Here is a 22,889-nt window from a genome sequence, read left to right on the forward strand (position 1 = left end):
GCGGCTAGGAAAAAGCGCTGCAATCGAGGCGATTATCCGCCGCTGACTTCCACTTCGGCAAACTGCGGAATGGACGCAGTCGCGACGGCCCCCGGTCCCTTCAGAGCGCCATAGGCATCCGACGGCAGGGCGGCCAGCGGACGGCCTGCAGCCTCGATGGCGTAAGGCGAAACGCGGTGGCGCGTGCAGAAACCATCGGCGCCATCGCTGATCAGCGAGGTTTCGAATTCGAGACCTAACGCATGGCCCTTCGAGCGACGCACCTTCGCCACTGCCAGCTGACCGTCGCCCAGATCGAGCACGAAATCGGTTCCGACCGGTACATCCAGCAGCCCTTCGATCTTCGCCCCGGTCTTGGAGATGTTGCGCAGCACGACCTTGTAGCGATGGTCGTCGTGAATCGCGCCGATCCGGCGGAAAACGCTCCGGCGTTCCGAGCGCGAATGCTCCGGACCGCGCGGTTCATAGACGAGGTCGCCTGTTCCCAGCTTCTCCATCGTTTGCTCGTGCGAAATGGGACGCGAGAAAAGATATCCCTGGATGTGCGTTGCACCGCGCGACGACACGAGCTTGAGCTCGTCCTTGGTCTCCACGCCTTCGCAGACGGTTTCCATGCCCAGCGCATCGGCAAGGCCGACAATTGCGCTCATGATCGCTGCATTGTTGTTGTCGGGCTCGGTCGCGCCGCGCACGAAACTCTGGTCGATCTTGATCTTGTCGAACGGCGCGTGCTGCAGATAGCTGAGCGAGGAATAGCCCGTACCGAAATCGTCGAGCGCCAGCCGCACTCCGAGCTTCTTCAGCGCGAGGAAGGTTTCCTGGGTCTGCTCGGCATCGCCGATGAAGACGCTTTCGGTGATCTCGAGTTCGAGGCGCGCAGGATCGAGTTGGCTGGTTTGAAGAGCGCTCTTCACCACGTCGACGAAGTTCTCCTGCACGAACTGCGTCGCGGAGACATTCACCGCCACGCGCAGTTCGACCGGCCACTGGACGGCATGCTCGCACACTTTCCGCAGGGCCCACTCGCCGATCTCGTTGATGATCCCGAGGTCTTCCGCAACCGCGACGAACTCGTCGGGAGACACGAAGCCCCGTTGCGGATGCTCCCAGCGGATGAGCGATTCGAAGACGGCGACCTTGTAGGAGTCCGACTTGACGATCGGCTGGTAGTGCATGCTCAGCTCGTCATTGACGAGCGCATCGCGCAGGTCTTCCTCGAGCATGCGGCGCAATGCGGCGCCTTCCTTGAGGTCGCCTGAATAGAAGCGGTACTGACCTCGCCCGCCACCTTTCGCAGCATAGAGTGCAAGGTCCGCCGCCTTGACCAGCTCCTCCGTGTCGAGGCCGTCGTAGGGTGCAATCGCAATGCCGAGCGAGACACCGATGATCGCACGCGAACCGTTGATCGAATAGGGTTGGCCGACCATCTGTATCACGCGTGCGGCAAGGTCGCCCAGCTCTCCGCGATCGTCGACATCGGACAGGATGATCTGGAACTCGTCGCCGCCGAGCCGTCCGATCTCGCCGCGATCCCCGACAATACGCTCAAGCCTAGCGGCGACCTGCTTGAGCAGTTCGTCCCCCGCCGGATGGCCGAGCGTGTCATTGACCTGCTTGAACCGGTCGAGGTCGAGCATCATCAGCGCGCAGACACGTTTCGAGCTGCGGAATGCGGTGAGCTTGGCGCCCAGCACCTTGTTCATGCGGTGCCGGTTGGAAAGGCCGGTCAGCGAGATCGTACTGCGCCAGCCGTTCGGCATCGCGTTGGGATTCACGAGTAATGGTGACGTCCTTGGCGCTGCCGCGATAGCCGATGAAGCGCTGCTTGGAATCGAACTGCGGCTTGCCGGCCAGCTCCCACCAGGCGACCTTCTTCGCGCAAGCGAGCTGCACCTCGATCTGCGCGATCGAGTTGCGCGCGCTCAGATAGAAGGCCAGCGGACGTTCGCTTGCGGCCAGCTGCCCGTCAGGGTTCTGGCTGCAGGGTATGAAGAGGTCGGTCAGCGGCTTGCCGATGGTCTCGTCGGGGTGGAGGCCGAAGCGTTCCATCGCATTTTCGGATAGGTAGATGAGTCGACCGTGCGCGTCCGTGGCCCAGAACCATCCAAGGCCTGCATTTTCGAAGCTGTCGAGAAGTTCTACGCGCCGCGCGAAATCCTTCGGAGTAATGGGCACGACCGGTGCGGCTGCGTTACCACTATGACCCCGCTTGGCCTTTTTGGAAAAGAAGCCGCCCATTCCCGTTCAACTCACCCTGCTTGCAACCCTTTTGTTCTTTATGAGGCGGTCCTGAGACACGCCGAGCTTCCGCATAGTCAGTATTCCTTACCAAACGCATAACCATGCACGCTAAGCAGGACTGCGGCGCTGCGCGCTTGCCTCTGGACCGCATGCGCTTCATGAAGGGTGAAATTGATCGGGGGGAGAGACCGTCAATGCGTCACATCGCTATCGTAGGTTCGGGTCCGGCGGGTTATTACACCGCCGAAGCGGCGGGCAAGCAATGGGGCGATGATGTCAGTGTCGACGTGTTCGATACCCTGCCCGTCCCCTATGGACTGATCCGCACCGGCGTTGCTCCCGACCACCAGTCGATCAAGAAGGTATCTCTACGTTACGAGAAGACGGCGCTAAGCGAGAATGTCCGCTTCGTCGGCAACGTCCACGTTGGCAGGGACGTGTCCGTCGCGGAACTGAAGGAATTCTACGATGCGGTGATCTTTGCCACCGGCGCGCCGCATGACCGCAAGCTTGGCCTCGAGGGCGAGGATCTCGATAACGTCTTCGGCAGCGCTGCTTTCGTGGGCTGGTACAACGGCCACCCGCAATTCGCCTCGCTCGATCCGGATTTCTCCGGCAGGCACGCGGTCGTGGTCGGCATGGGCAACGTCGCGCTCGATGTCGCGCGGATCATGTCCAAGACCGAGGCCGAACTCGACGGTTCCGATATCGTCGCGCATGCACTCGAGGCTTTGAAGACCTCGAACCTCGAGACCGTCACCATTCTCGGTCGCCGCGGACCGCACCAGATCATGATGACGCCCAAGGAACTGGGCGAGCTGATGCGGCTCGAACGGGCAAGCCCCTATGTCGACAAGTCAGACCTTCCGCCGGAAGATGACGACGCAATCCTCGAGCCGGGGCTGCGCAAGTCCGTGACGCTGCTGCGTGACTTCGCCGCGATACCCGAGAACATCCATGGCGAAACCCCGATCACGATCGAGTTCGACTTTTTCGCCAACCCGAAGGCCTTCCTTGGCGAGGACGGAAAGGTTCGCGGCGTCGAGGTCGAGCGGACCACTATCGAAAAAGGCCGCGCGGTCGGCACGGGGGAAACCTACGAAGTGCCGGCAGACGTGGTCATTACCTGCATCGGCTACCGCTCCTCGCCCATCGAAGGCGTGCCATTCGACGAGCGCGCCGGGCGCTTTGCCAATGACGAAGGTCGCATCCTGCCGGGCCTCTACGCCGTCGGCTGGGCCAAGCGCGGTCCGACCGGCACCATCGGTACCAACCGGCCAGACGGCTACGGCGTTATCGAGTTGGTTGCCGAGGACATCGGCATGGGCTCGCGCAAGCGAGGCCGCGAGGCTTTCGACGAACTTGCCGCCGAACGCGGGCTGGATATCGTGACCTTCCGCGACTGGCAGAAGATCGAAGAGGCCGAGGCTGCAGCGGCACGCGATGGCTCGCCAAGAGAGAAATTCGTCGATATCGAAAGCATGATCGCCGCAAGAAACTGACACGGAACGGCTGGGTCGCACCGCCCGTTGATTTGAAACAAGACAGATCGAACAAGGACAAGCCTGCCAAATGCCCAAGCTCGAAGACGAAGCCGCCCAGCACACCAGCGCCCTCGGCCCACTGATCGGCCTGACGCGCGAAGACATTTTCGGCGCGGTCGCCGTCATGCTGCGCGAAACGGCCTCCGATCCGCAGCGCCTGATGAAACACAGTCAGGCAATGGGCGAGGACATGATCAAGATCATGACCGGCAAGAGCGATCTTGCTCCCGACCCGAAGGATCGCCGCTTTCAGGACCCGACCTGGCAGTACAACCCCTTCATGCGCGCCGGCATGCAGTATTACCTCGCCGTCCAGAAAGGCGCATCGCGCTGGCTCGAAGACCTCGAGCTGGACGAGCTGGAAAAGGACCGCGCGCGGTTCATCTCCAACATCATCATCGACAGCCTCGCACCTACCAACACGCTGGTCGGCAACCCGAGCGCGCAGAAGATGGCCATCACCAGCGGCGGCCTCAGCCTCGTGAAGGGTCTGAAGAACGCCTATGACGACATGGTCAACAACAAGGGCATGGTCAGCCAGGTCGACAAGAAGCCGTTCAAGCTGGGCGAGAATATCGCAACCTCGAAGGGCGATGTCGTCCTGCGCACCGAGATGATGGAGCTGGTGCACTACGCACCCACGACCGACGAGGTCTACGAGATCCCGCAGCTCACCATCCCGCCGCAGATCAACAAGATGTACATCAACGACCTCAGCCCCGAAAAATCGGTGGTGAAGTATCAGGTCGACAACGGCATCCAGACTTTCGTGATCAGCTGGAAGAACCCCAGCAAGGACCAGGGCCACTGGGACATGGCCGATTATGTCCGCTCCTGCCGCGAGGCGATGGAAGCGGTCAGCAAGATTACCGGCAGCAAGAAGGTCAATGTCTCGGCCGGTTGCTCGGGCGGTCAGACCGCATCGATGCTGGCCAGCAAGATGGCCGCGGACGAAGACGACCTTCTCGGCGCGCTCACGCTGATGGTTTGCGTGCTCCATCCCAAGCAGAACGATATCGAAGCAGGCTCGCTGGTGAGTGAGAACGGGCTTGAGCTTGCTCGCCGCCGCGCTTCGAAAAAGGGTGTCATCAAGGGCGACGATCTTGCCCGCGGTTTCGCATGGCTGCGCCCGAACGACCTCATCTGGAACTACGTCATCAACAACTACTTGCTCGGCCAGGATCCGCCCGCATTCGACGTGCTGTTCTGGAATGCGGACGCCACGAACCTGTCGGGGGCACTCATGGGCGACTTCCTGACCGTGTTCGAAACGCTCGCCTTCACGAAGCAGGGCGAGGTCGAGATGGTCGACCACAAGATCGACCTGTCGAAGGTGACGAGCGACCTCTTCATCCTCGGCGGCGTGACCGACCACATCACCCCGTGGAAAGCGACCTATCGCTCCACCCGCCTCTTCGGATCGAAGGACATCACCTACGTCCTGTCGCATTCCGGGCACATGCAGGCGATTCTGAACCCTCCCGGTAACCCGAAGGCGAAGTATTACCTCCAGAAGGATGCAAAGAAGAAGCTGCCCGAGACCGCCGACCAGTGGCTCGAGGGCACTGAAGAAGTCGCAGGCTCCTGGTGGCCTTACTGGATGAACTGGGTGCAGGAACGCTCGGGCGACAAGAAGAAGGCACCGGCGAAAACGGGGAACAAGGCCTATCCGCCTCTGGACCCGGCCCCGGGCCTGTACGTTATGGAAGCCTGCTAAGGGCCATTCGGGACAAATCGCGTGAATGCAAAAACGAAGAACGACATGACCGCCACGGTCGAAATGATGGACATTGGCGGCCGTACACTGCGGGTAGCCCACTGGCGGCTCGACAAGCCGAGTGACCACCCTCCCCTGTTGTTCTTCAACGGCATCGGCGCGAATATCGAAGCGGTCGCACCGCTTGCCGAGATGCTCACCGAGCGCGCTTTCGTCATGTTCGACATGCCGGGCACCGGTGAAAGCCCCGATCCGACGATCCCCTACAATCCCTTCACCATGAGCTGGACGGCGACGCAGATCCTCGATCGCCTCGGCCTGGAAGAAGTCGACGTGATGGGTGTCAGCTGGGGCGGCGCGATGGCGCAGCATTATGCGCTGCAGTACCCGGGTCGAACGCGCCGGCTTGTGCTCGTTGCGACCACGGCAGGCATGCTGATGGTGCCGGGCAATCCGGCTGCACTGACCAAGATGGCCAACCCGCGCCGCTACATCGACCCCAAGTTCATGAACGAGCATTTCCAGACGCTCTACGGCGGTGTCGACAAGGACGGGGCGGCCCACCAGAAGGACAGCCATATCGGCCGCCTCAAGCCGCCCTCCCCGCGCGGCTATTTCTACCAGCTGATAGCCATGCTCGGCTGGACCAGCCTTCCCGCACTTCCCTTCATGAACAAGGAAGTGCTGATCATGATGGGTGACGACGACCAGATCGTCCCGCTCGTCAACGGCAAGATCCTCGCCTCCGCGATCCGCAATTCGCGGCTAGAGGTGATCGAAGGCGGCGGACACCTGTTCCTGCTGACCCATGCCGACGAAAGCGTGGCGACCTTGCGCGATTTCCTCGATGCTCCCGGTGGCGAGGACCGTGCGGCAGCCTGATCACGGCATTAGCGGCTGATGGAAAGCGCCGCCCCCGACCCGCTCGTCCGTCCGCTGGCGGCGCGCGAAACACGGGGGAATGGCGGCGCTCTGGGCAAGACGGGGTTTGCCTGGGCGGTCTTCGAATGGGCCCGCAACCCCTATTACATCCTGATCGTCATCTACATATTCGCGCCCTATTTCGCGCGCGACATCATCGGGGCCGACCTGCTTGCGAGCGGAGAACTTGACGGGTTGCCTGCCGAGGAAGCGCAGGCAGCAGCCAATGCCCAGGGCCAGGCGACGATCGCCTCGGTCACCAAGTGGGCCGGCTTCATAGCCGCACTTACCGCCCCGTTCCTCGGTGCAGCGCTCGACAGGGGCGGCAGGTTGAAGCCGATCCTCGCCATCTTCCTCGGTGCGATCACGATCTGCTCGGCTCTGCTGTGGTTCGCCATGCCCGGCGGACAGGGCCTGTCTGTGCCCGTGATCATGATGCTGCTGGTGATCGCCTATGTCAGCTACACCTATTCCGAGGTCACGCATAACGCGATGCTGAGCGTCGCGGGCGAGCCGCGGCGACTGGCGATGATATCGGGCCTTGGCCTCGGCCTCGGCAACCTTGCCGCATCGCTCATCTTCATCGCTATCGCGCTGCTCTTCGTCCTGCCCGCGCTCGTTGGCTGGCCATTTGCGGAAGCGCAATTCGGCGTCGATCTCACCAAGTTCGAACATGCCCGGCTGGCGGGACCGGTCTGTGCAGCATGGCTGGCTGGTTTCTCGATACCCTTCTTCCTCAATGCGAAGGATCCGGGCACGCCCGGTGCGAGTTGGTTCAAAGCATTTCGCGAGGGGGCGCAGAGTGTCATCCGGACGGTACGCGAGGCGGCGCACTACCGCGAGCTCATGAAATTCCTCCTCGCCCGCATGTTCTATGCAGACGGGATGGCAGCCCTGCTGGCGCTCGGCGCGGTCTATGTCGCGCTGTTCCTCGAGTGGAATTTCCTCGAAATGCTCTGCTACGCGATCTTCGCGAGTATTTGCGCATTCGGGGGCGGCATCTTCGGCGGCTGGCTCGAAGAGAAGGTCGGCGTGAAGCGCGCGCTCGCGCTCGAAATCCTGGCCATGATCGTCACCGGCCTAGTCCAGCTCTCGATCACGCAGGAGAGCCTTTTCCTAGGCCTCGTCCAGAATTTCGAGGTCTGGGACGGTCTCGTGTTCTCGACCCTTTCCGACCTCGCCTACCTCGGCCTCATCAGCATTATCGCAGTGACCGCGACCGCCAGCATTTCTTCCAGCCGGACCATGCTGGTGGCACTAGCACCCGAGGGCCGCAGCGGGGAATTCTTCGGGCTCTACGCCATTGCCGGAACGATCACCGTCTGGATGGGACCGCTGCTGGTCGAGCAATTCACCCTTTGGTCGGGCGACCAGCGGATCGGCATGCTCTCGATAAACCTGCTCTTCCTCGTCGGCCTCGCAACACTGCTGACCGTGCGAATGACAAGCCGTCCCGAATAGTCGGCGCTGGACTCATAAGTTGCAATGTGGAACCTTCTCTGGCGAGAGAGGAGCCACAACCATGCCAGCATACGACCTGATCATCCGCGGCGGGACCATCACCGACGGGACCGGAGAGGATCGCTTCACCGGAGATGTCGCCGTCAAGGACGGCCTGATCGCCGCAGTGGGCGAGATTTCGGGCGATGCGGCAGAAGAAATCGACGCCTCCGGCTTGCTGGTGACGCCCGGCTTCGTCGACATCCACACGCATTACGACGGACAGGCCACGTGGGACCAGGAAATGGCCCCCAGCAGCTGGCACGGAGTGACCACGGTCGTGATGGGCAATTGCGGCGTAGGCTTCGCGCCTGCCAAGCCCGACAAACACGAATGGCTGATCGGCCTGATGGAAGGGGTCGAAGACATTCCCGGCACCGCGCTTGCCGAGGGAATGAGCTGGGACTGGGAGACCTTCCCCGAATATCTCGACGCACTCGAAAAGCTTCCGCGCACAGTCGATGTCGGCACGCACGTCCCGCATGGCTCGGTGCGCGCCTATGTGCTTGGCGAGCGTGAACGCCCCGGCGCCGTTCCGACCGACGAGGACATCAGGCAGATGTCGGCCATCGTCGAGGAAGGCGTGCGCGCGGGCGCATTGGGCTTCTCGACCTCGCGCACGGTCCTACACCGCGATGTCGAAGGCGAAGTCGTGCCTGGTACGACAGCGACCAAGGAAGAGCTCATCGAGATTGGCCGCGCCATGGGCCGCGCTGGTCACGGTGTGTTCGAGATGGCCAGCGACATGAAGCGCGACTGGGACGAGTTCGGATGGATGGGGGCGCTCAGCCGCGAAACCGGCCTGCCCTGCACCTACGCCGCGCTGCAATCGATCGCCAAGGAAATGCCGCTCGACGAGCAGATCTCCTCAATGCGTGCACAGAACGACAATGGGGCAAACATCGTCGCCCAGATCGCGCTGCGCGGGAACGGCATCGTGATGGCATGGCGCGGCACGGTCCATCCCTTCCGCCTCAAGCCGAGCTGGAAGGAAATCGAGGACCTGCCGTGGGAAGAGCAGAAGGCAAAACTGTTCGATCCCGAATTCAAGGCGAAGCTGCTGGCCGAGGAACACGATTTTTCCGAGGTGAACCAGGACATCATCGGCCTGATCATGGTCGTGTGCGGCGGCTGGAACATGCAGTTCGAGATGGACCCCGACTTCAACTACGAGCCGACTGCTGCCGAGAGCATTCTAGAGCGCTCCAAGGCGGCCGGTGTCTCGGGGGACGAGTACGCCTACGACCTGCTCTGCAGCGACGATGGCAAGGGCTTCATTTACCTGCCGATCCTCAACTATGCGGACGGCAATCTCGATTTCCTCCACGACCTCCAGCGCGCCGACGACACTGTGAACTCGCTGTCGGACGGCGGTGCGCATTGTGGCACGATCTGCGATGCCGCCTCGCCCACCTTCATGCTCCAGCACTGGGTGCGTGACCGCTCGCGCGGCACCATTAGCTTGGAAAATGCGATCAAGCGGCAGTGCAGTGACACGGCGCGGCTCTATGGCCTTGAAGACCGCGGCGTTCTCGCGCCCGGCTTCCTTGCCGATATCAACATCATCGACATGGAACGATTGAAGCTGGGCAAGCCCTGGCTCGCTTTCGATCTTCCGGCAGGTGGCAAGCGCCTCCTGCAGAAGGCGGAGGGCTATGTCGCCACGATCAAGAACGGCACCGTCACTTTCCGCGAAGGCGAATGGACCGGCGAGACCCCGGGCGGCCTCATCCGCGGCCCGCAGCGCGCCGAGCTGGCTGAAGCCGCCGAATGAGCGCATTCGTCCCGCAACCCGGCGACCATGCGCTGGTCACCGGAGCGGGCAGCGGGATCGGCAGGGCTCTGGCTAGGCATTTTGCGGCCAAGGGCATGGCGATCATAGCGCTCGATATCGACGGGGATTCCGCAAGCGAGGTGGCCAGCGAATGCGGCAACGCCTCGCTATCCTACGCCTGCGACGTCACCGACCCTGAAGCCCTGCTGCAAATTGCAGCCGACCTCAAGGCACGCGGCATCGTGCCATCTATCCTGTGGATCAATGCCGGCGTCGGAAGCGCCGACAGGATCGTCGATGCCCGCATGCGGACCATTGAGTGGCTCATGGCTGTCAATGTCATGAGCCCGATGCATACCGCGCGTGCCTTCCTGCCCGCAATGCGCAAGGCAAAACCCGCCGCGCATGTCGGTGTGACGGCAAGTTCGGCATCGGTTACGTCGGTCGCTGGCCCCTTCACGCTCTACGCCACCACCAAGCAGATGACCGCCGCCGTTGCCGAAGCGCTGGCGGCAGAGCTGGCCGATGACGACATCGGCGTCACCATCCTTTGCCCCGGCATCCTCGATACGCAGATATGGAACGCGGCGCGCGTCCGGCCAGACCAGTTCGGCGGAGCGCGCGAAACGCCCGACGCGATCGGCGATCACTGGCGCAGCAAGCCCGATGCGGGGGTCATCTCACGCGGCGTCGACGAGACGCTCGCGGCCGGTGGTGGCTGGTGCATCATTGCCACCGAAGAAGATACCGGACCCAAGATGGAACAACGCCATCAGGCGCAGCAGGCCGGATTCAAGGACTATGTCCTTTCCGAAGGAGACAGCAAGTGAAAGCCATCCGCACGGGCGCAACGCCATCCACGCTCGAAGCCCTCGCCTTTGTCGATGTGGACGATGCCCCCGCACCCGCTGCGGGCGAGATCACGGTCGACCTGAAGGCCAGCTCGCTCAACTATCACGACTATGCGGTCGTGAAGGGCATGATCCCGGCTGCCGAAGGCCGCATTCCCATGTCCGACGGCGCTGGCGTAGTCACGGCGGTGGGCGACGGGGTGACCGAGTTCGCCGTGGGCGACCACGTCGTCAGCACCTTCTTCCCCGACTGGCTCGACGGTCAGCCGCCGCAGACTGCTTTCACCCGCGTACCTGGTGACGGGATCGACGGTTACGCGCGCGAGGCGATCACCGCTCCGACGTACTGGTTCACGCGCGCTCCCGCCGGTTTCAGCCATGCGGAAGCGGCGACGCTGACCTGTGCCGGCCTGACCGCATGGCGCGCGCTTTTCGTCGACTACACGCTCAAGCCCGGCGACACGGTGCTGGTCCAGGGCACGGGCGGTGTGTCGATCTTCGCGCTGCAGCTCGCCAAGGCGGCGGGCGCAACCGTGATTGCCACCAGCTCGTCCGACGAGAAGCTGGGGCGTGTGAAGGCGCTCGGGGCCGATCATCTGATCAATTACAGAGAGGTCGAAGCCTGGGGGCCCAAGGCCCTGGAAATCACCGGCGGCCGCGGAGTCGACTGCGTGGTCGAAATCGGCGGCGCTGGCACGCTCGACCAGTCGATGCTGGCGACCCGTGTCGGCGGACACGTGGCGCTGATCGGCGTATTGGCGGGCTTTGCAGGACCGGTCCAGACCGCGCTACTGTTCTCGAAAAACCTGACAGTTCAGGGCCTTACTGTCGGTAGCCGCAAGATGCAGCAGGACATGATTGCGGCGATCGAGGCGAACGGTATCCGCCCTGCAATCAGCGACACATTCGCGCTCGAGAACCTTGCCGATGCCTTCCGCCACCAGGAAAGCGGCGGTCACTTCGGCAAGATCTCTATAGAGATTTAGGGCTCGATCTAGGGCTCGATCACGATACCCTTGGCGGGATCGATCTTGCCGCCGAGCATCTCGACGAATACGGAACGCGCTTCTTCGATGCCGCTGTGGCGTTCGATATCGATCGAGCCGCCCGCATCCTCGAGGAAGCCGTGCCAGCTCTCGGCGACCATTGCGCCCGCCTTTTCCGGCCCGTGTTCCTTGAACAGGGCCACCGCGTGATCGGGCGCGAAGAACAGCGTCGGCGTCGGTCCGGGCAGGTCGCCGCCCGCGCCCAGCCCTGCGCCGCGCTCCTCGATATGCGTTGCGCCGACCAGGCAGGAATATTTCAGATTGTCGCCGAGATGGTGGTGCAGCTGGCCGAGCAGCTTGGCATTGCCCGCGAAATCGACCGTAACGCTCGGTTCGCCCGCGATGTCGCCTACGGCATCATAGGAAAGGACCTCGTCATAGAGGCCGCTGTCTTTCACGAACTGGATATTGCCTGCCGAGGTCAGGCCGATGCGTTTCACCTGCGGCGAGCGACGCTTGGCGACGCTGGCGAGACCCATGGCGGTCTTGGACGATGCGCTGGTGAGGATCACCTGCCCTGCTCCGAACCAGTCCTCGTTACGCATGAAATACTCGATCAGGAAGCCCGTCTTGAATAGCGGGCCGAAGATCATCCGCTCGCCTTCGCGCGCCGGATCATGCTCCGGATCAGCGGCAAGGCGCGAATACTGGTTGTAGATCGGGCTCATCGGCTGGCGATGCTCGGCCATGTCGACGAAGCCGCCCTTGGTGACCTTGCCGGGAATGACGTCGAGATGCGTCGCCATGGGGAGATAGCCGTAGACACGCTCGCCCACCGCGAATTCGGGGTGGTTGCTCTCGACCACTTTCGCGTGGCCCCACATGGGGACGATGCCCTTGCCCTCGGGCGCGGGGAAGAAATTCCAGTAGCCGAAGCCGTCACCGACCACGGCATAAGTCACGTTGTTGGCAGTGACCGAGAAGCTCTCGATGGCGAGACGCACGGCATTGTCCGCAAGCGCACCTTCGTCCTTCTCGACCACTTCGGCCTTGGTGAGTTCGGACTTGTCGACGTGAACCTGCTTCATGACTGCTCTCCCTCTTCGCCGGGCCAACGTGTGGCGGCAATGCTGGGGCGGTCATGCAACTCCTGCATCCAGCTTGCAAGCGCCGGACACTGGGCAAGGCCCGCCTCGCCCTGCGGCGTCAGCTCGACACTACGCAGCATCGGGTAGAGGAAGACATCGGCGAGATCGAAGCAGGTCAGGTCCCAGCGGCCGTTCTGCTGGATCTCCGCCTCGCAGAAAGCGAGTGCGCGGGAGATTGCCGGCAATGAGCGGTCGACCGTCTCGCGGTCGAGCGGGAAGCCTGAATAGCGGTGCATCACCCAGGGCATCACGAGACCGCGCTCGAACAGCGGAAACAAGTAGGTATTCGCAACCGCTATCCAGCGGTCCATCACCGCCCGGCGCGCAGGATCGCGCGGCTGCAACGCGCCGGAATTGTGAGCATTGTCGACATATTGCGCCACGCTGACGCTCTCGTAGAGCTCCAACCCGTCGAGATCGACCACCGGCACCTTGCCGAACGGATGCCGGTTGTCCGGCGACTGGGCGGCAGTCGCCACGGTGCGATGCGCCAGACCAGCCTCTTCGCAGGCGATCTCGACGATCCGCGTATAGGTTGAAATGACAGTGCCGTGGATGACCGCTTCGGCGGTCACCCGGTCATACCCGCATCGGCATCAGGACGTAGAGAGCCGGGCTGTCGTCATTCTTGCGGATCAGCGTCGGCGCGCCAGCGTCGGCGAGGTGGATTTCCACCTCGTCGGCGTCGATCTGGCTGAGAATGTCCTTGAGGTAGCCGGCGTTAAAGCCGATCTCGAAGCCGTCCGAGCCGTATTCGGCTGCCAGCTCTTCCGAGGCGGTACCGTTGTCGGGCGAGGTGACGGTGAGCGTCACCTTGTCCTTGTCGAGGCCCATCTTCACGGCGCGGGTCTTCTCGGTGGCGATGGTCGCCACGCGGTCGACACCGGCGAAGAAGCTCTTCGGATCGATCTTCAGGAGCTTGTCATTGCCCGTCGGGATCACGCGCGAATAATCGGGGAAGGTGCCGTCGATCAGCTTGCTGGTCAGCACCACGCCGCCTTCGCCGCCTAGCGTGAAGCGGATCTTGCTGGCCGACAGGTCGATCGTGACATCGCCGTCCATGTTCTCGTCGAGCAGCTTGCGCAGCTCTGCTACCGCTTTGCGCGGCACGATCACGTCGGGCATGCCCTCTGCGCCATCGGGGCGCGGAATGGTGAAGCGTGCGAGGCGGTGACCGTCAGTGGCAGCCGCCTTGAGCACCGGCTGGTCATCGTCCGAGACGTGGAGGAAGATGCCGTTGAGGTAATAACGCGTTTCCTCGGTCGAGATCGCGAAGCGCGTACGGTCAATCAGCTCGGCCAGCGTCTTGGCAGGCAGCGTGAAGCTGGTCGGAAGGTCACCTTCGACGATCACGGGGAAGTCGTCGCGCGGCAGGGTCGGGAGCTTGAAGCGGCTGCGACCGGCCTTTACGTCCATCCGGTTTTCAGCGGTCTCGAGGCTCACCTGGCTGCCTTCGGGCAGCTTGCGGGCGATGTCGAACAGGAGGTGGGCCGAGACGGTAATCGAACCGTCGGAGTCGACGCTGGCGGCATCCATGTGCTCGACCACCTGGAGGTCGAGGTCGGTTGCCATGACACGCAGTCCATTGCCCTCGGCCTCGATCAGCACGTTCGACAGGATCGGGATGGTATTGCGACGTTCCACCACCGACTGGACATGGGAGAGACAGCGCAGCAGCGTAGCGCGTTCGATTGTGGCCTTCATGGTCCTTCTTTCGTCCCTTTTGGGCGCGGTGAAGGCCGGAATCGCTCCACCAGCGCCGGAATACGGATAACGACCTTAGCTATGCTGGCATGACCCGCAAGCTTCCGGCGCTAGTGGACGGATTTCCCTTGGGGATAAGTGAAATTACCCCATCATCGCCATGCCGCCGTTGACGTGCAGCGTCTGGCCGGTGACGTAGCCAGCCTCGTCGCTGGCGAGATAGGCGACGGCAGCGCCGATCTCGTCGCCCTCGCCCATGCGGCCCATCGGAATGCGACCATTGATGGCGGCCTTCTGGTCGTCATTGAGCGCATCGGTCATCGCGGTGCGGATGAAGCCCGGCGCGACGCAGTTCACCGTGATGTTGCGGCTCGCCAGTTCCTGCGCGAGGCTCTTCGACATGGCGGTGAGGCCACCCTTGGCCGCGGTATAGTTCATCTGGCCGGGGTTGCCCGTGTGGCCGACAACGCTGGTGATCGAGATGATCCGGCCGCCCTTGGCCTTCATCATCGGACGCGCGCTGGCGCGCATCAGGCGGAAGCTCGCCTCGAGGTTGATGCGGATCACGTCGTCCCATTCCTCGTCCTTCATCCGCATCGCGAGATTGTCGCGCGTGATGCCGGCATTGTTGACGAGGATGTTCATGCTGCCCAGCGTGTCGACGGTAGCCGGGATCAGTTCTTCCACCTGCTTCGTGTCCGACAGGTTGCAGGTGATCTCGACATGGTCGTGGCCAAACTCTTCGTTCAGCTCCTCGCGGAAGGCGCGCAGCTTGGCCGCGTTCGAGCCCGAAAGCGCAAGGCGGGCGCCCTGGCTTGCCAGCGCACGGGCGATGGAGGAGCCGATGCCGCCGCTGGCACCGGTGACGAGAGCGGTCTTTCCTTCAAGGCTGAACATCACGCGTTCTCCTTCGCAAAATTCTCGAGGTCTTCCATGGTGACGAGGCTGATCGTGGTCGCTTCCTTGTCGATGCGGCCAACCATCGGGCCGAGCACCTTGCCGCCCAGTTCGACGAAGCGTTCCACGCCGCCGTCGCGCATGGCGATCACGCTTTCACGCCAGCGGACGCGGCCGGTAACCTGCTCGACGAGCAGTTCCTGCTCCTTCGAGGGATCGGTGACCTTTGCAGCGGTGACATTGGCGTAGATCGGCACGGTGAAATTGGTCGGCAACGTTTCCTCGAGCGCGATCTTCATGCGCTGCGCGGCCGGCTCCATCAGCGAGCAGTGGAAGGGCGCGGAAACCGGCAGCTTGATACCACGCTTGATACCGTGCTCCTTGGCGAGCTCGATGGCGCGGTCGATGGCCTCTGCATGGCCCGAAATCACGACCTGCGTCGGGTCGTTATCGTTGGCGACATCGCATACCTGCCCTTGCGCTGCGGCCTCAGCGAGCGCCGTTGCCTTCTCGATATCGGCACCCAGCAGCGCGGCCATGGCGCCGACGCCGATCGGAACGGCATCCTGCATGGCGATACCGCGCAGGCGCAGCAGCTTTGCAGTCTCGGCGAGGCCGAATGCACCAGCGGCACACAGAGCACTGTATTCGCCCAGCGAGTGACCGGCGACGCAATTGGCAGTGCCGCCAAGCGAAACGCCAAATTCCTTTTCGAGCACACGCAGCGTGGCAATCGAGTTCGCCATGATCGCGGGCTGAGCATTGGAGGTGAGCGTCAGTTCGCTCTCGGGTCCGTCCTTCATCACGGCGGATAGCTTCTGGTTCAGCGCGTCGTCGACTTCCTCGAATACCTCGCGTGCATGGGCGCTTGCTTCGGCAAGCTCGGTGCCCATGCCGACCTTCTGGCTGCCCTGGCCGGGGAAGATGAATGCAGTCATGAATCTCTCCTTGTCGGCTGGCGCGTTAGGCGCGCTCGCTTCAAGCCTCAAGGCCGAAAGGCACGATCCTGTTGGCAGAGCTGTGACCGATGGCGGCCCGCCCGAGGTAGGGAATGCCGTAGCGTTCGCACCAGTAGCGGAGGATTTCCTCCGGCCCTGCGCCGAATGGCCGGTCGTTCTCGGGCACCGCAGTCACTTCGCCCAGACGGATGCCCGCGACATCGTGCAGGTGCTCCATAATGTGGAAAACAAGCCGGTCGATCGCGTATTCGTACTCGCCCACTTCCTCGATCAGGATTTCGTGACCGTCGAGCGGCGGCATCAGCTGCGTGCCGACGAGCATTCCGAGGGTATAGAGGTTGAAAGCCGCGACCGGTTTCCCTGACAGTCCCTGCTCGAGCCCGGTCCTGCCATCACCGAACCATCCGAGGACACGCCGGATCGCCTCTTCGCCGCCATCACGCTTGATGTCGACCGGCATCGGCGCATGCACTGCGCGGCCGATTTTCGCGCGGTACAGGGCACCCAGCAGCGTGCCGCAGTCGGAATAGCCGAGGTAGGTCTTGCCCGCTGCCTCAGGCCCCGCCTTGCCGATGAAATCGCGCGCGATGCGGTTCGACCCGTAGCCACCTTTGGCGAACCATAGAGCGTCGACATCGGGCGCATTGGCGCATTCAAGCAGCGCATCCAGCCGCACTTCGTCGGAACCGGCGAAGTGGCCTTCCTCGATGAAGCACTGTTCGTGGAAGTCGAGCTTTATGTCGGGGAATTCGCTCGCCGCCAGCTTGCCGACGGCCTCGGCATATTCGCGCTTCAGCGGTGTCGCGGGGGCGCAAACGGCAACTTTTCGGATGGGTCGGTGCACGCACGCGACCATGCCCGCTTGTCTTCGTGCTTACAACTGCATAGCGAGGCCGCAATGACCGACTTCCCCAGCCCCGATGAACTTTTCGCGCGTCCCTTCTTCTTCGTCGGCATCGGCGGATCGGGAATGCTGCCTCTTGCGCAGATCCTGAAAGGCCGCGGCGCGACCGTCGCCGGTTCCGACCGCAGCTTCGACCAGGGCCGCACGCCCGAGAAGTTCGCCGCGCTGGAAAGGCAGGGCTTCGAGCTGCATCCGCAGGACGGGAGCGGGATCATCTCGGGCGATCAGGTCGTGGTGGCCTCGGCCGCGATCGAGGACACCGTGCCCGAGATCAGCAAGGCCAACGAGCTCGGCTGCCTGCGGCTGTCGCGCGCGGAACTCAATTCGATCCTCTTCAACACCAGCGGCGCAGGCCTCGCCGTTGCAGGGACCAGCGGCAAGTCGACGGTTACCGGCATGCTGGGCTGGATCCTCGAGGCGACCGGCCGCGAGCCGACGATCATGAACGGTGCGGTGATGAAGAACTTCGTCTCGCCCGAGCGCCCCTTTGCCAGCGCGGTGGTCGGCAGCCAGAGCCTTTATGTCAGCGAGGTCGACGAAAGCGACGGTTCGATCGCGCTCTACCGGCCCGCGGTCGGCATCCTCCTCAACGTTAGCCTCGACCACAAGAGCATGGAGGAACTGCGCCAGCTCTTCGGCGACTATCTTTCGCGCAGCCGCATCTCGGTGATCAACGCCGATGACGAGGAGGCGCTCGCGCTGCTCCCGCATGCGAAAGAGGTCATCACTTTCGGTATCGAGCAGGAAAAGGCCCAGATCGGCATCGTGCCGGGCAGCATTGCGGAAGGCCCGGTGCGCCAGGCGGCGCTCGTCGTCGACCGCCACGATGGCAGCCAGCACGCATTGCGCCTGAACATGCCGGGCCGCCACAACCTTTCGAATGCCCTCGCCGCCATTTCGGGCGCCGCAGCTGCGGGTATCCCGGTCGCGGCATCGGTAGAGGCGCTGGCAGGCTTCGAAGGCCTCGCCCGCCGGTTCGATATAGTCGGCACGAACCACGCCGCAATCACGGTGATCGACGACTTCGGCCACAATCCCGAGAAATGCGCCGCGACCCTGCGCACCCTCCGCGCGCATGAGGGCCGTGTGCTCGCATTCTTCCAGCCGCATGGCTACGGCCCCTTGCGCCAGATGGGTGCCGAACTGGCGCAGACCTTCGCCGTCGAACTCGCCGAAGAGGACATCCTGCTGATGTGCGACCCGGTCTATTTCGGAGGCACGGTCGATCGTAGCGAAGGCAGCGAGCGGATCGTGCGCCTGATCGAGGAGGCGGGCAGGACTGCCGAATATATTCCCGCGCGCAAGGCAGTGGAAGACAGGCTTACGAACTTGGCGAGACCGGGCGACCGGATCGTCGTCATGGGTGCGCGCGACGACACTTTGTCGGAGTTTGCCCGCAGCCTTTTCAAGCGACTCTCCTAGGCCGGCTGCTCAGCGCTCCCCTGCAATTACGACGCGGTTCCTGCCTGCCTGCTTGGCGCGATAGAGCGCGCCGTCCGCATCGGCATAGACATCGTGAAGCTTGCGGCCATGGCCCAGGGCACCACCGATACTGATCGTGACGGGAGCTAGATCATCGGCGCGGCGACGCTTGCCGCCGTCGACAGCGCGGCGCAGGTTTTCGGCGATCTCGCGCAGGGATATCCGGTCACTGCAAGGAACCACGACCGCGAATTCCTCACCCCCGAGACGAAAGATGTCCGCCCCGCGATAGTCGACCAGCACACGCCGCATGCGGGTCGCCGTGTCGGCGAGGACAGCGTCGCCCATCAGGTGCCCGCGTTCGTCGTTGATTGCCTTGAAGTGATCGATGTCCGCGATGACGAGCGCCTGCCCTTCGGGGATCGTTTCGAGATTATCGAAGGCCCGGCGGTTCGAAACACCGGTAAGCGCATCGCTGAGCGCCATGCGCTGCATCTTGAGCGCGTGGATATTCGCGCGGTCGCGCTCGACCCGCAGGACCATGAACCGGTCGCCCACCGCCGTGGAGGTCGCGAGAACAAGCAGGACGAGCGAGACCAGAAGGGCATCCGTCACTGCGCGCTCTGCGGTCATCATCGAAATGGCGAGCAAGAGCGCCCCTGTCCCAACGATCGCCATGGGTACGAAGGCGACGAGGAGGAAAACGGCTGCGCGGCTACGGCGCTTGAAAGCGATGCCGATGGCAACCAGCAAGGCGATACCCAGCGGGACCAAGCTCATCATGTGGAGGTTGTGCACCAGCACGCGCCAGGGTTCGAAATCGAACAGTGCCGCGAACTTGGTGCCGACCATGAAGGCCGTCAGCGCGAGCAGCACGCTACGGATCCGCTCGGAGATCACGCCTTCCTCGGCAATCTCCAGCACGAACATGACCGCACAGGCGACCGCAAAGGTCAGCGTCACGGTGTTGGCCTGATACCGCAGCTCGAGCGGCATCGCGGGAAACAGCAGGAACACCAGCCCGGAATTGAAGAACACGAAGCCTAGCGCGCCAAGCGTCATACCCGCGTGCCAGGCGATGAAGCGTGATCTCAGCATGCGCAGGAACAGAAAATCGAAAATGAACGGTGCCAGCAGCAGGCCGCAAACCAGCGCGAAGACGAGCGATCTCGAGTAATACTCTTGCCGCGCGGTCTCCACGCTAACCAGCCGAGCTGACTTGGCGACATTGAACGTACGTGGCCGCTCGATAACGGTATCGATCGCGATCAGCTTGGCGCCGGTGTCGGGCACCGGGATACTGAAGCTTGTATCGGGAGACCAGTTGCGTACCGCCATCTGGCGGTCGACATCGACAAGCCGCTGTTCGCCATTGGCATAGGTGAAGCGCACCAGCATGCTGTCGAAGCTCGCCGGATCGGTCTGCCAGACGTATTCGTGGCTTGCTGCCTCGGGGAGCGAGTACACATCGGCATGCGTTCTCACGAAATGGCTGCGGTTTGCGAACCGCATCGCGCTGCAATCGAGCGCCTGTTTGGGGATGGAGAAGGCTTCGTCCGCGCTAGCGCCTCCGCCAACGCAAATCCGTTCCTCCAGGAGGTGTCCGCGCGCAGACGCGGGTGCAGCGATGCTGCACACGGCAACGGCCAGCACGACCATCAGCCTCGCGATCTGTTTCAGGCCCACGTCTCCCCCGGCGACAGCTCAGTCTATCGCGCGGCGGAATTATCCTTGCAAGACCTGCCGGAAACCAGCGCTCTGCAGGGCCCGGTCCCGTTTCGGGACGGTACGCCGGAGATCGCCGCCTTAGTGGCTATCGCCCTCGAATTTCAGGACGTTGTGCAGGAGGAAGGCGATGGCAAAGCCCAGACCCAGCGCAATCAGGGCCGAAATGGCAGCGTAAGTCAGCCAACCGAGAAGGCCGGAAAGCGCACCGGTTGCAGCTTTGACAGCATATTCCGCGCCGTGGGCGATGTCGTAGAACAGGTCGAAACCGAGCTCATGCGTGCCGTGGACGATGATCCCGCCCCCGACCCAGAGCATCGCGATGGTCCCGACGAACGAGAGGGTCGCAAGCAGCTTCGGCATCGCCTTGAGCAGGAAACGGCCGACCGTCTTGGCAGTCGAGGAAGCCTTCTTGGTCAGGTGCAGACCGACATCGTCCATTTTCACGATCAGCGCGACCGAACCATAGACCGCGACCGTTACCCCGATCGCGACTAGGGCCAGCGTCAGGCCGCGACCCCAGACCGTCGCGGCGATCGGCTCGCTGCTGATCTCGTTGAGCACGATGGCCATGATCTCTGCCGACAGGATCAGGTCGGTCCGGATGGCGCCGCTGATGCGCTCCTTTTCGAACTTTGCCGGATCCTCGATGACGTCTTCGACGGTCTTGCCGTGCTTGGCACCGCCGAGCTTCTCCATGACCTTTTCGGCGCCTTCATAGGACAGGAAAGCCCCGCCCAGCATCAGGATGAAGATGATCGCGCCGGGCAGGAATTCGCTCAGCAGCAGCGCGCCTGGCAGCAATATCAGCAGCTTGTTCTTGAAACTGCCCTTGGTGATCGCCCAGATAATGGGCAGCTCGCGCGCCGGGGAAAGGCCCGTCACATAGCTCGGCGTTACCGCCGCATCGTCGATGACCACGCCGGCGGTCTTGGAGCCTGCCCTTCCCGCGGCAGCGGCGACATCGTCGATCGATGCTGCGGCGGTTCTGGCGATAATCGATACGTCGTCGAGCAGGGCGACTAGGCCGGAGGGCATGAACACTTCCCCTTGTGCGTTTTCAATGCAATGCGCCCTTGCCCGCCTCGTTCCATCGTCACAAGCCTGAAACGAGCTTGCATTCTCCCCGATTCCCGCTATGTGCGCGCATCCCTCGCTTCCGGGCGGCGGATATTGAAGAAAGCCGGAGGGGCCCCGCAATCCCGCGGATCAGCCAGCGATCGGCCAGCAAGTGAAAGGACAAGAGCATGGCTCTCTACGAGCATGTCTTCTTGGCGCGACAGGACCTGAGCCAGGCTCAGGTTGATCAGCTCGCCGCCACGGCGACCGAAATCGTCGAAAAGAACGACGGCAAGGTCACCAAGACCGAGACCTGGGGTCTCAAGAACCTCGCCTACAAGATCGACCGTAACCGCAAGGCGCACTTCGTGATGCTCAACATCGAGGGCCCCGGCTCCGTTGTTTCCGAGCTCGAGCGCCAGACGCGTATCAACGAAGACGTCATCCGCTACATGACCATCAAGGTCGAAGAGCACGAAGAAGGCCCTTCGGTGATGATGCGCAAGAACGAGCGCGATTCGAAGAAGCGCAAGGACCGCGAGGAGCGTAACTGATGGCACGTCCGTTTTTCCGCCGCCGCAAGACCTGCCCGTTCTCCGCGAAGAACGCGCCGGCTATCGACTACAAGGACGTTCGTCTGCTCCAGGGCTTCATGTCCGAGCGTGGCAAGATCGTCCCCAGCCGCATCACCGCCGTCAGCGCGAAGAAGCAGCGTGAACTGGCCAAGGCCATCAAGCGCGCTCGCCACATCGGCCTGCTGCCGTACATCGTGAAGTAAGGGAGAAAGAACATGGATATCATTCTCCTCCAGCGTATCGAAAAGCTCGGCACGATCGGTGACGTCGTCACCGTGAAGGACGGCTACGCACGCAACTTCCTGCTCCCGCAGAAGAAGGCGCTGCGCGCCAACGAAGCCAACAAGAAGGTCTTCGAAGCCAACCGCGAGCGTCTCGAGAAGGAAAACGCAGAACGTCGTTCCGAAGCCGAAAAGAACGGCGAAAAGGTCGACGGCGCAGAGATCGTCCTGATCCGTGCCGCTTCGAACACCGGCCAGCTCTACGGTTCGGTCAACGTCCGCGACATCGTCAACGGCCTCAACGACAAGGGTCACGAAATCGACAAGAAGCAGGTCATCATGGGCAACCCGATCAAGACGATCGGCATGCATGACGTGCGTATCGACCTCCACCCCGAGGTCTCGGTGACGATCAAGGCAAACGTCGCTCGTTCGGACGACGAAGCAGAACTGCAGACGCAGGGCGTCGACGTTCTTGCCCAGATGTTCGAAGAAGAGCAGGCCGAGATCGAGGAAATGGCGGCTGCCAATGCCGTCGATCCGACCCTCGAGCCGGGTGAAATCCCCGCGGACATGCTCGAAGAGGGCGTGGAAGTCGAAGGCGCTGCCGAAGCTTCGGAAGAAGAAGACAAGGCCGAAGGCTGATCTTCTAACCGACATACAGACATCAAGGGCGCGGCGGCTTCGGTCTCCGCGCCCTTTTTGTAACAGGCGCACTTGTGTGGCAGGAGGCGTCACGAA

The 22,889-nt window shown here is 62.8% G+C and carries 21 protein-coding genes; 11 read left to right on the top strand and 10 right to left on the bottom strand.

Annotated elements, in window-relative coordinates:
• Positions 1-32: 32 nt before the first annotated feature.
• Together ACZ1G8_RS00470 and ACZ1G8_RS00475 are read right to left on the bottom strand one after the other, a co-directional pair.
• Positions 33-1,703: an EAL domain-containing protein gene (locus ACZ1G8_RS00470; RefSeq protein WP_472679913.1), complete on the bottom strand. Its 1,671-nt coding sequence runs from the start codon at positions 1,701-1,703 to the stop codon at positions 33-35.
• A complete protein-coding gene (locus tag ACZ1G8_RS00475) occupies positions 1,603-2,238 on the bottom strand; it encodes a PAS domain-containing protein (protein WP_472679914.1) in 636 nt (211 codons plus the stop codon). Before ACZ1G8_RS00475 ends, ACZ1G8_RS00470 begins: the two co-directional genes overlap by 101 nt.
• 197 nt (positions 2,239-2,435) lie before the next feature.
• On the opposite strand from ACZ1G8_RS00475, the gene ACZ1G8_RS00480 reads away from it, so the two are divergent.
• The 7 genes from ACZ1G8_RS00480 to ACZ1G8_RS00510 all read left to right on the top strand — a co-directional run bounded on the left by ACZ1G8_RS00480 (position 2,436) and on the right by ACZ1G8_RS00510 (position 11,534).
• The gene (locus ACZ1G8_RS00480) at positions 2,436-3,743 is read left to right on the top strand and encodes an FAD-dependent oxidoreductase (protein WP_472679915.1); all 1,308 of its coding nucleotides are present in this window, start codon (positions 2,436-2,438) and stop codon (positions 3,741-3,743) included.
• Between the two features lie 70 nt (positions 3,744-3,813).
• Positions 3,814-5,502 (top strand): PHA/PHB synthase family protein, encoded by a 1,689-nt coding sequence (locus ACZ1G8_RS00485; protein ID WP_472679916.1) that lies wholly within the window; start codon positions 3,814-3,816, stop codon positions 5,500-5,502.
• A gap of 63 nt (positions 5,503-5,565) precedes the next feature.
• Positions 5,566-6,384 (top strand): alpha/beta fold hydrolase, encoded by an 819-nt coding sequence (locus ACZ1G8_RS00490; RefSeq protein ID WP_472681268.1) that lies wholly within the window; start codon positions 5,566-5,568, stop codon positions 6,382-6,384.
• Positions 6,385-6,402: 18 nt separating this feature from the next.
• Positions 6,403-7,884: an MFS transporter gene (locus ACZ1G8_RS00495; protein WP_472679917.1), complete on the top strand. Its 1,482-nt coding sequence runs from the start codon at positions 6,403-6,405 to the stop codon at positions 7,882-7,884.
• Positions 7,885-7,945: 61 nt separating this feature from the next.
• On the top strand, positions 7,946-9,697 hold the full coding sequence (locus ACZ1G8_RS00500; RefSeq protein ID WP_472679918.1) for an N-acyl-D-amino-acid deacylase family protein: 1,752 nt from the start codon (positions 7,946-7,948) through the stop codon (positions 9,695-9,697).
• Positions 9,694-10,527 carry an SDR family NAD(P)-dependent oxidoreductase gene (locus tag ACZ1G8_RS00505; protein WP_472679919.1) on the top strand — a complete coding sequence of 278 codons (834 nt, stop codon included), beginning with the start codon at positions 9,694-9,696 and terminating at the stop codon, positions 10,525-10,527. The genes ACZ1G8_RS00500 and ACZ1G8_RS00505 overlap by 4 nt, the downstream gene beginning before the upstream one ends.
• Positions 10,524-11,534, top strand: a complete 1,011-nt coding sequence (locus tag ACZ1G8_RS00510; RefSeq protein ID WP_472679920.1) for a zinc-dependent alcohol dehydrogenase family protein — start codon at positions 10,524-10,526, stop codon at positions 11,532-11,534. Before ACZ1G8_RS00505 ends, ACZ1G8_RS00510 begins: the two co-directional genes overlap by 4 nt.
• Before the next feature lie 8 nt (positions 11,535-11,542).
• Here the strand turns inward: ACZ1G8_RS00510 and ACZ1G8_RS00515 are convergent, their stop codons facing one another.
• The 6 genes from ACZ1G8_RS00515 to ACZ1G8_RS00540 form a co-directional block, all read right to left on the bottom strand.
• Positions 11,543-12,622, bottom strand: coding sequence for a DUF2855 family protein (locus tag ACZ1G8_RS00515; protein WP_472679921.1), 1,080 nt, complete (start codon positions 12,620-12,622; stop codon positions 11,543-11,545).
• A complete protein-coding gene (locus tag ACZ1G8_RS00520) occupies positions 12,619-13,257 on the bottom strand; it encodes a glutathione S-transferase family protein (RefSeq protein ID WP_472679922.1) in 639 nt (212 codons plus the stop codon). The genes ACZ1G8_RS00515 and ACZ1G8_RS00520 overlap by 4 nt, the downstream gene beginning before the upstream one ends.
• Positions 13,258-13,261: 4 nt before the next feature.
• Entirely contained in the window at positions 13,262-14,386 is a 1,125-nt protein-coding gene (gene dnaN, locus ACZ1G8_RS00525) for a DNA polymerase III subunit beta (RefSeq protein WP_472679923.1), read from the bottom strand.
• A 144-nt stretch (positions 14,387-14,530) separates the two neighbouring features.
• The gene (fabG, locus tag ACZ1G8_RS00530; RefSeq protein WP_472681270.1) at positions 14,531-15,283 is read right to left on the bottom strand and encodes a 3-oxoacyl-[acyl-carrier-protein] reductase; all 753 of its coding nucleotides are present in this window, start codon (positions 15,281-15,283) and stop codon (positions 14,531-14,533) included.
• A complete protein-coding gene (fabD, locus tag ACZ1G8_RS00535; RefSeq protein ID WP_472679924.1) occupies positions 15,283-16,221 on the bottom strand; it encodes an ACP S-malonyltransferase in 939 nt (312 codons plus the stop codon). Before fabD ends, fabG begins: the two co-directional genes overlap by 1 nt.
• Before the next feature lie 40 nt (positions 16,222-16,261).
• On the bottom strand, positions 16,262-17,098 hold the full coding sequence (locus ACZ1G8_RS00540) for an LD-carboxypeptidase (protein ID WP_472679925.1): 837 nt from the start codon (positions 17,096-17,098) through the stop codon (positions 16,262-16,264).
• 42 nt (positions 17,099-17,140) lie between these two features.
• On the opposite strand from ACZ1G8_RS00540, the gene ACZ1G8_RS00545 reads away from it, so the two are divergent.
• Complete coding sequence (locus ACZ1G8_RS00545) at positions 17,141-18,568, top strand: glutamate ligase domain-containing protein (protein ID WP_472679926.1); 1,428 nt, start codon at positions 17,141-17,143, stop codon at positions 18,566-18,568.
• A 9-nt stretch (positions 18,569-18,577) separates the two neighbouring features.
• Here the strand turns inward: ACZ1G8_RS00545 and ACZ1G8_RS00550 are convergent, their stop codons facing one another.
• On the bottom strand, positions 18,578-20,254 hold the full coding sequence (locus ACZ1G8_RS00550; protein ID WP_472679927.1) for a sensor domain-containing diguanylate cyclase: 1,677 nt from the start codon (positions 20,252-20,254) through the stop codon (positions 18,578-18,580).
• Between the two features lie 120 nt (positions 20,255-20,374).
• Positions 20,375-21,331: a DUF808 domain-containing protein gene (locus ACZ1G8_RS00555; RefSeq protein WP_472679928.1), complete on the bottom strand. Its 957-nt coding sequence runs from the start codon at positions 21,329-21,331 to the stop codon at positions 20,375-20,377.
• Between the two features lie 209 nt (positions 21,332-21,540).
• Here ACZ1G8_RS00555 and rpsF point away from each other — a divergent pair, with 209 nt between their 5' ends.
• From rpsF to rplI, 3 genes are read left to right on the top strand one after another with little or no spacing between them, the layout of a single operon-like run.
• Positions 21,541-21,906, top strand: coding sequence for a 30S ribosomal protein S6 (rpsF, locus tag ACZ1G8_RS00560; protein WP_221428258.1), 366 nt, complete (start codon positions 21,541-21,543; stop codon positions 21,904-21,906).
• Positions 21,906-22,130, top strand: coding sequence for a 30S ribosomal protein S18 (rpsR, locus tag ACZ1G8_RS00565; protein WP_006832330.1), 225 nt, complete (start codon positions 21,906-21,908; stop codon positions 22,128-22,130). The genes rpsF and rpsR overlap by 1 nt, the downstream gene beginning before the upstream one ends.
• Before the next feature lie 12 nt (positions 22,131-22,142).
• A complete protein-coding gene (rplI, locus tag ACZ1G8_RS00570) occupies positions 22,143-22,793 on the top strand; it encodes a 50S ribosomal protein L9 (RefSeq protein WP_472679929.1) in 651 nt (216 codons plus the stop codon).
• Positions 22,794-22,889 lie beyond the last annotated feature (96 nt).

Source organism: Qipengyuania sp. BR81-2 (assembly GCF_055693895.1).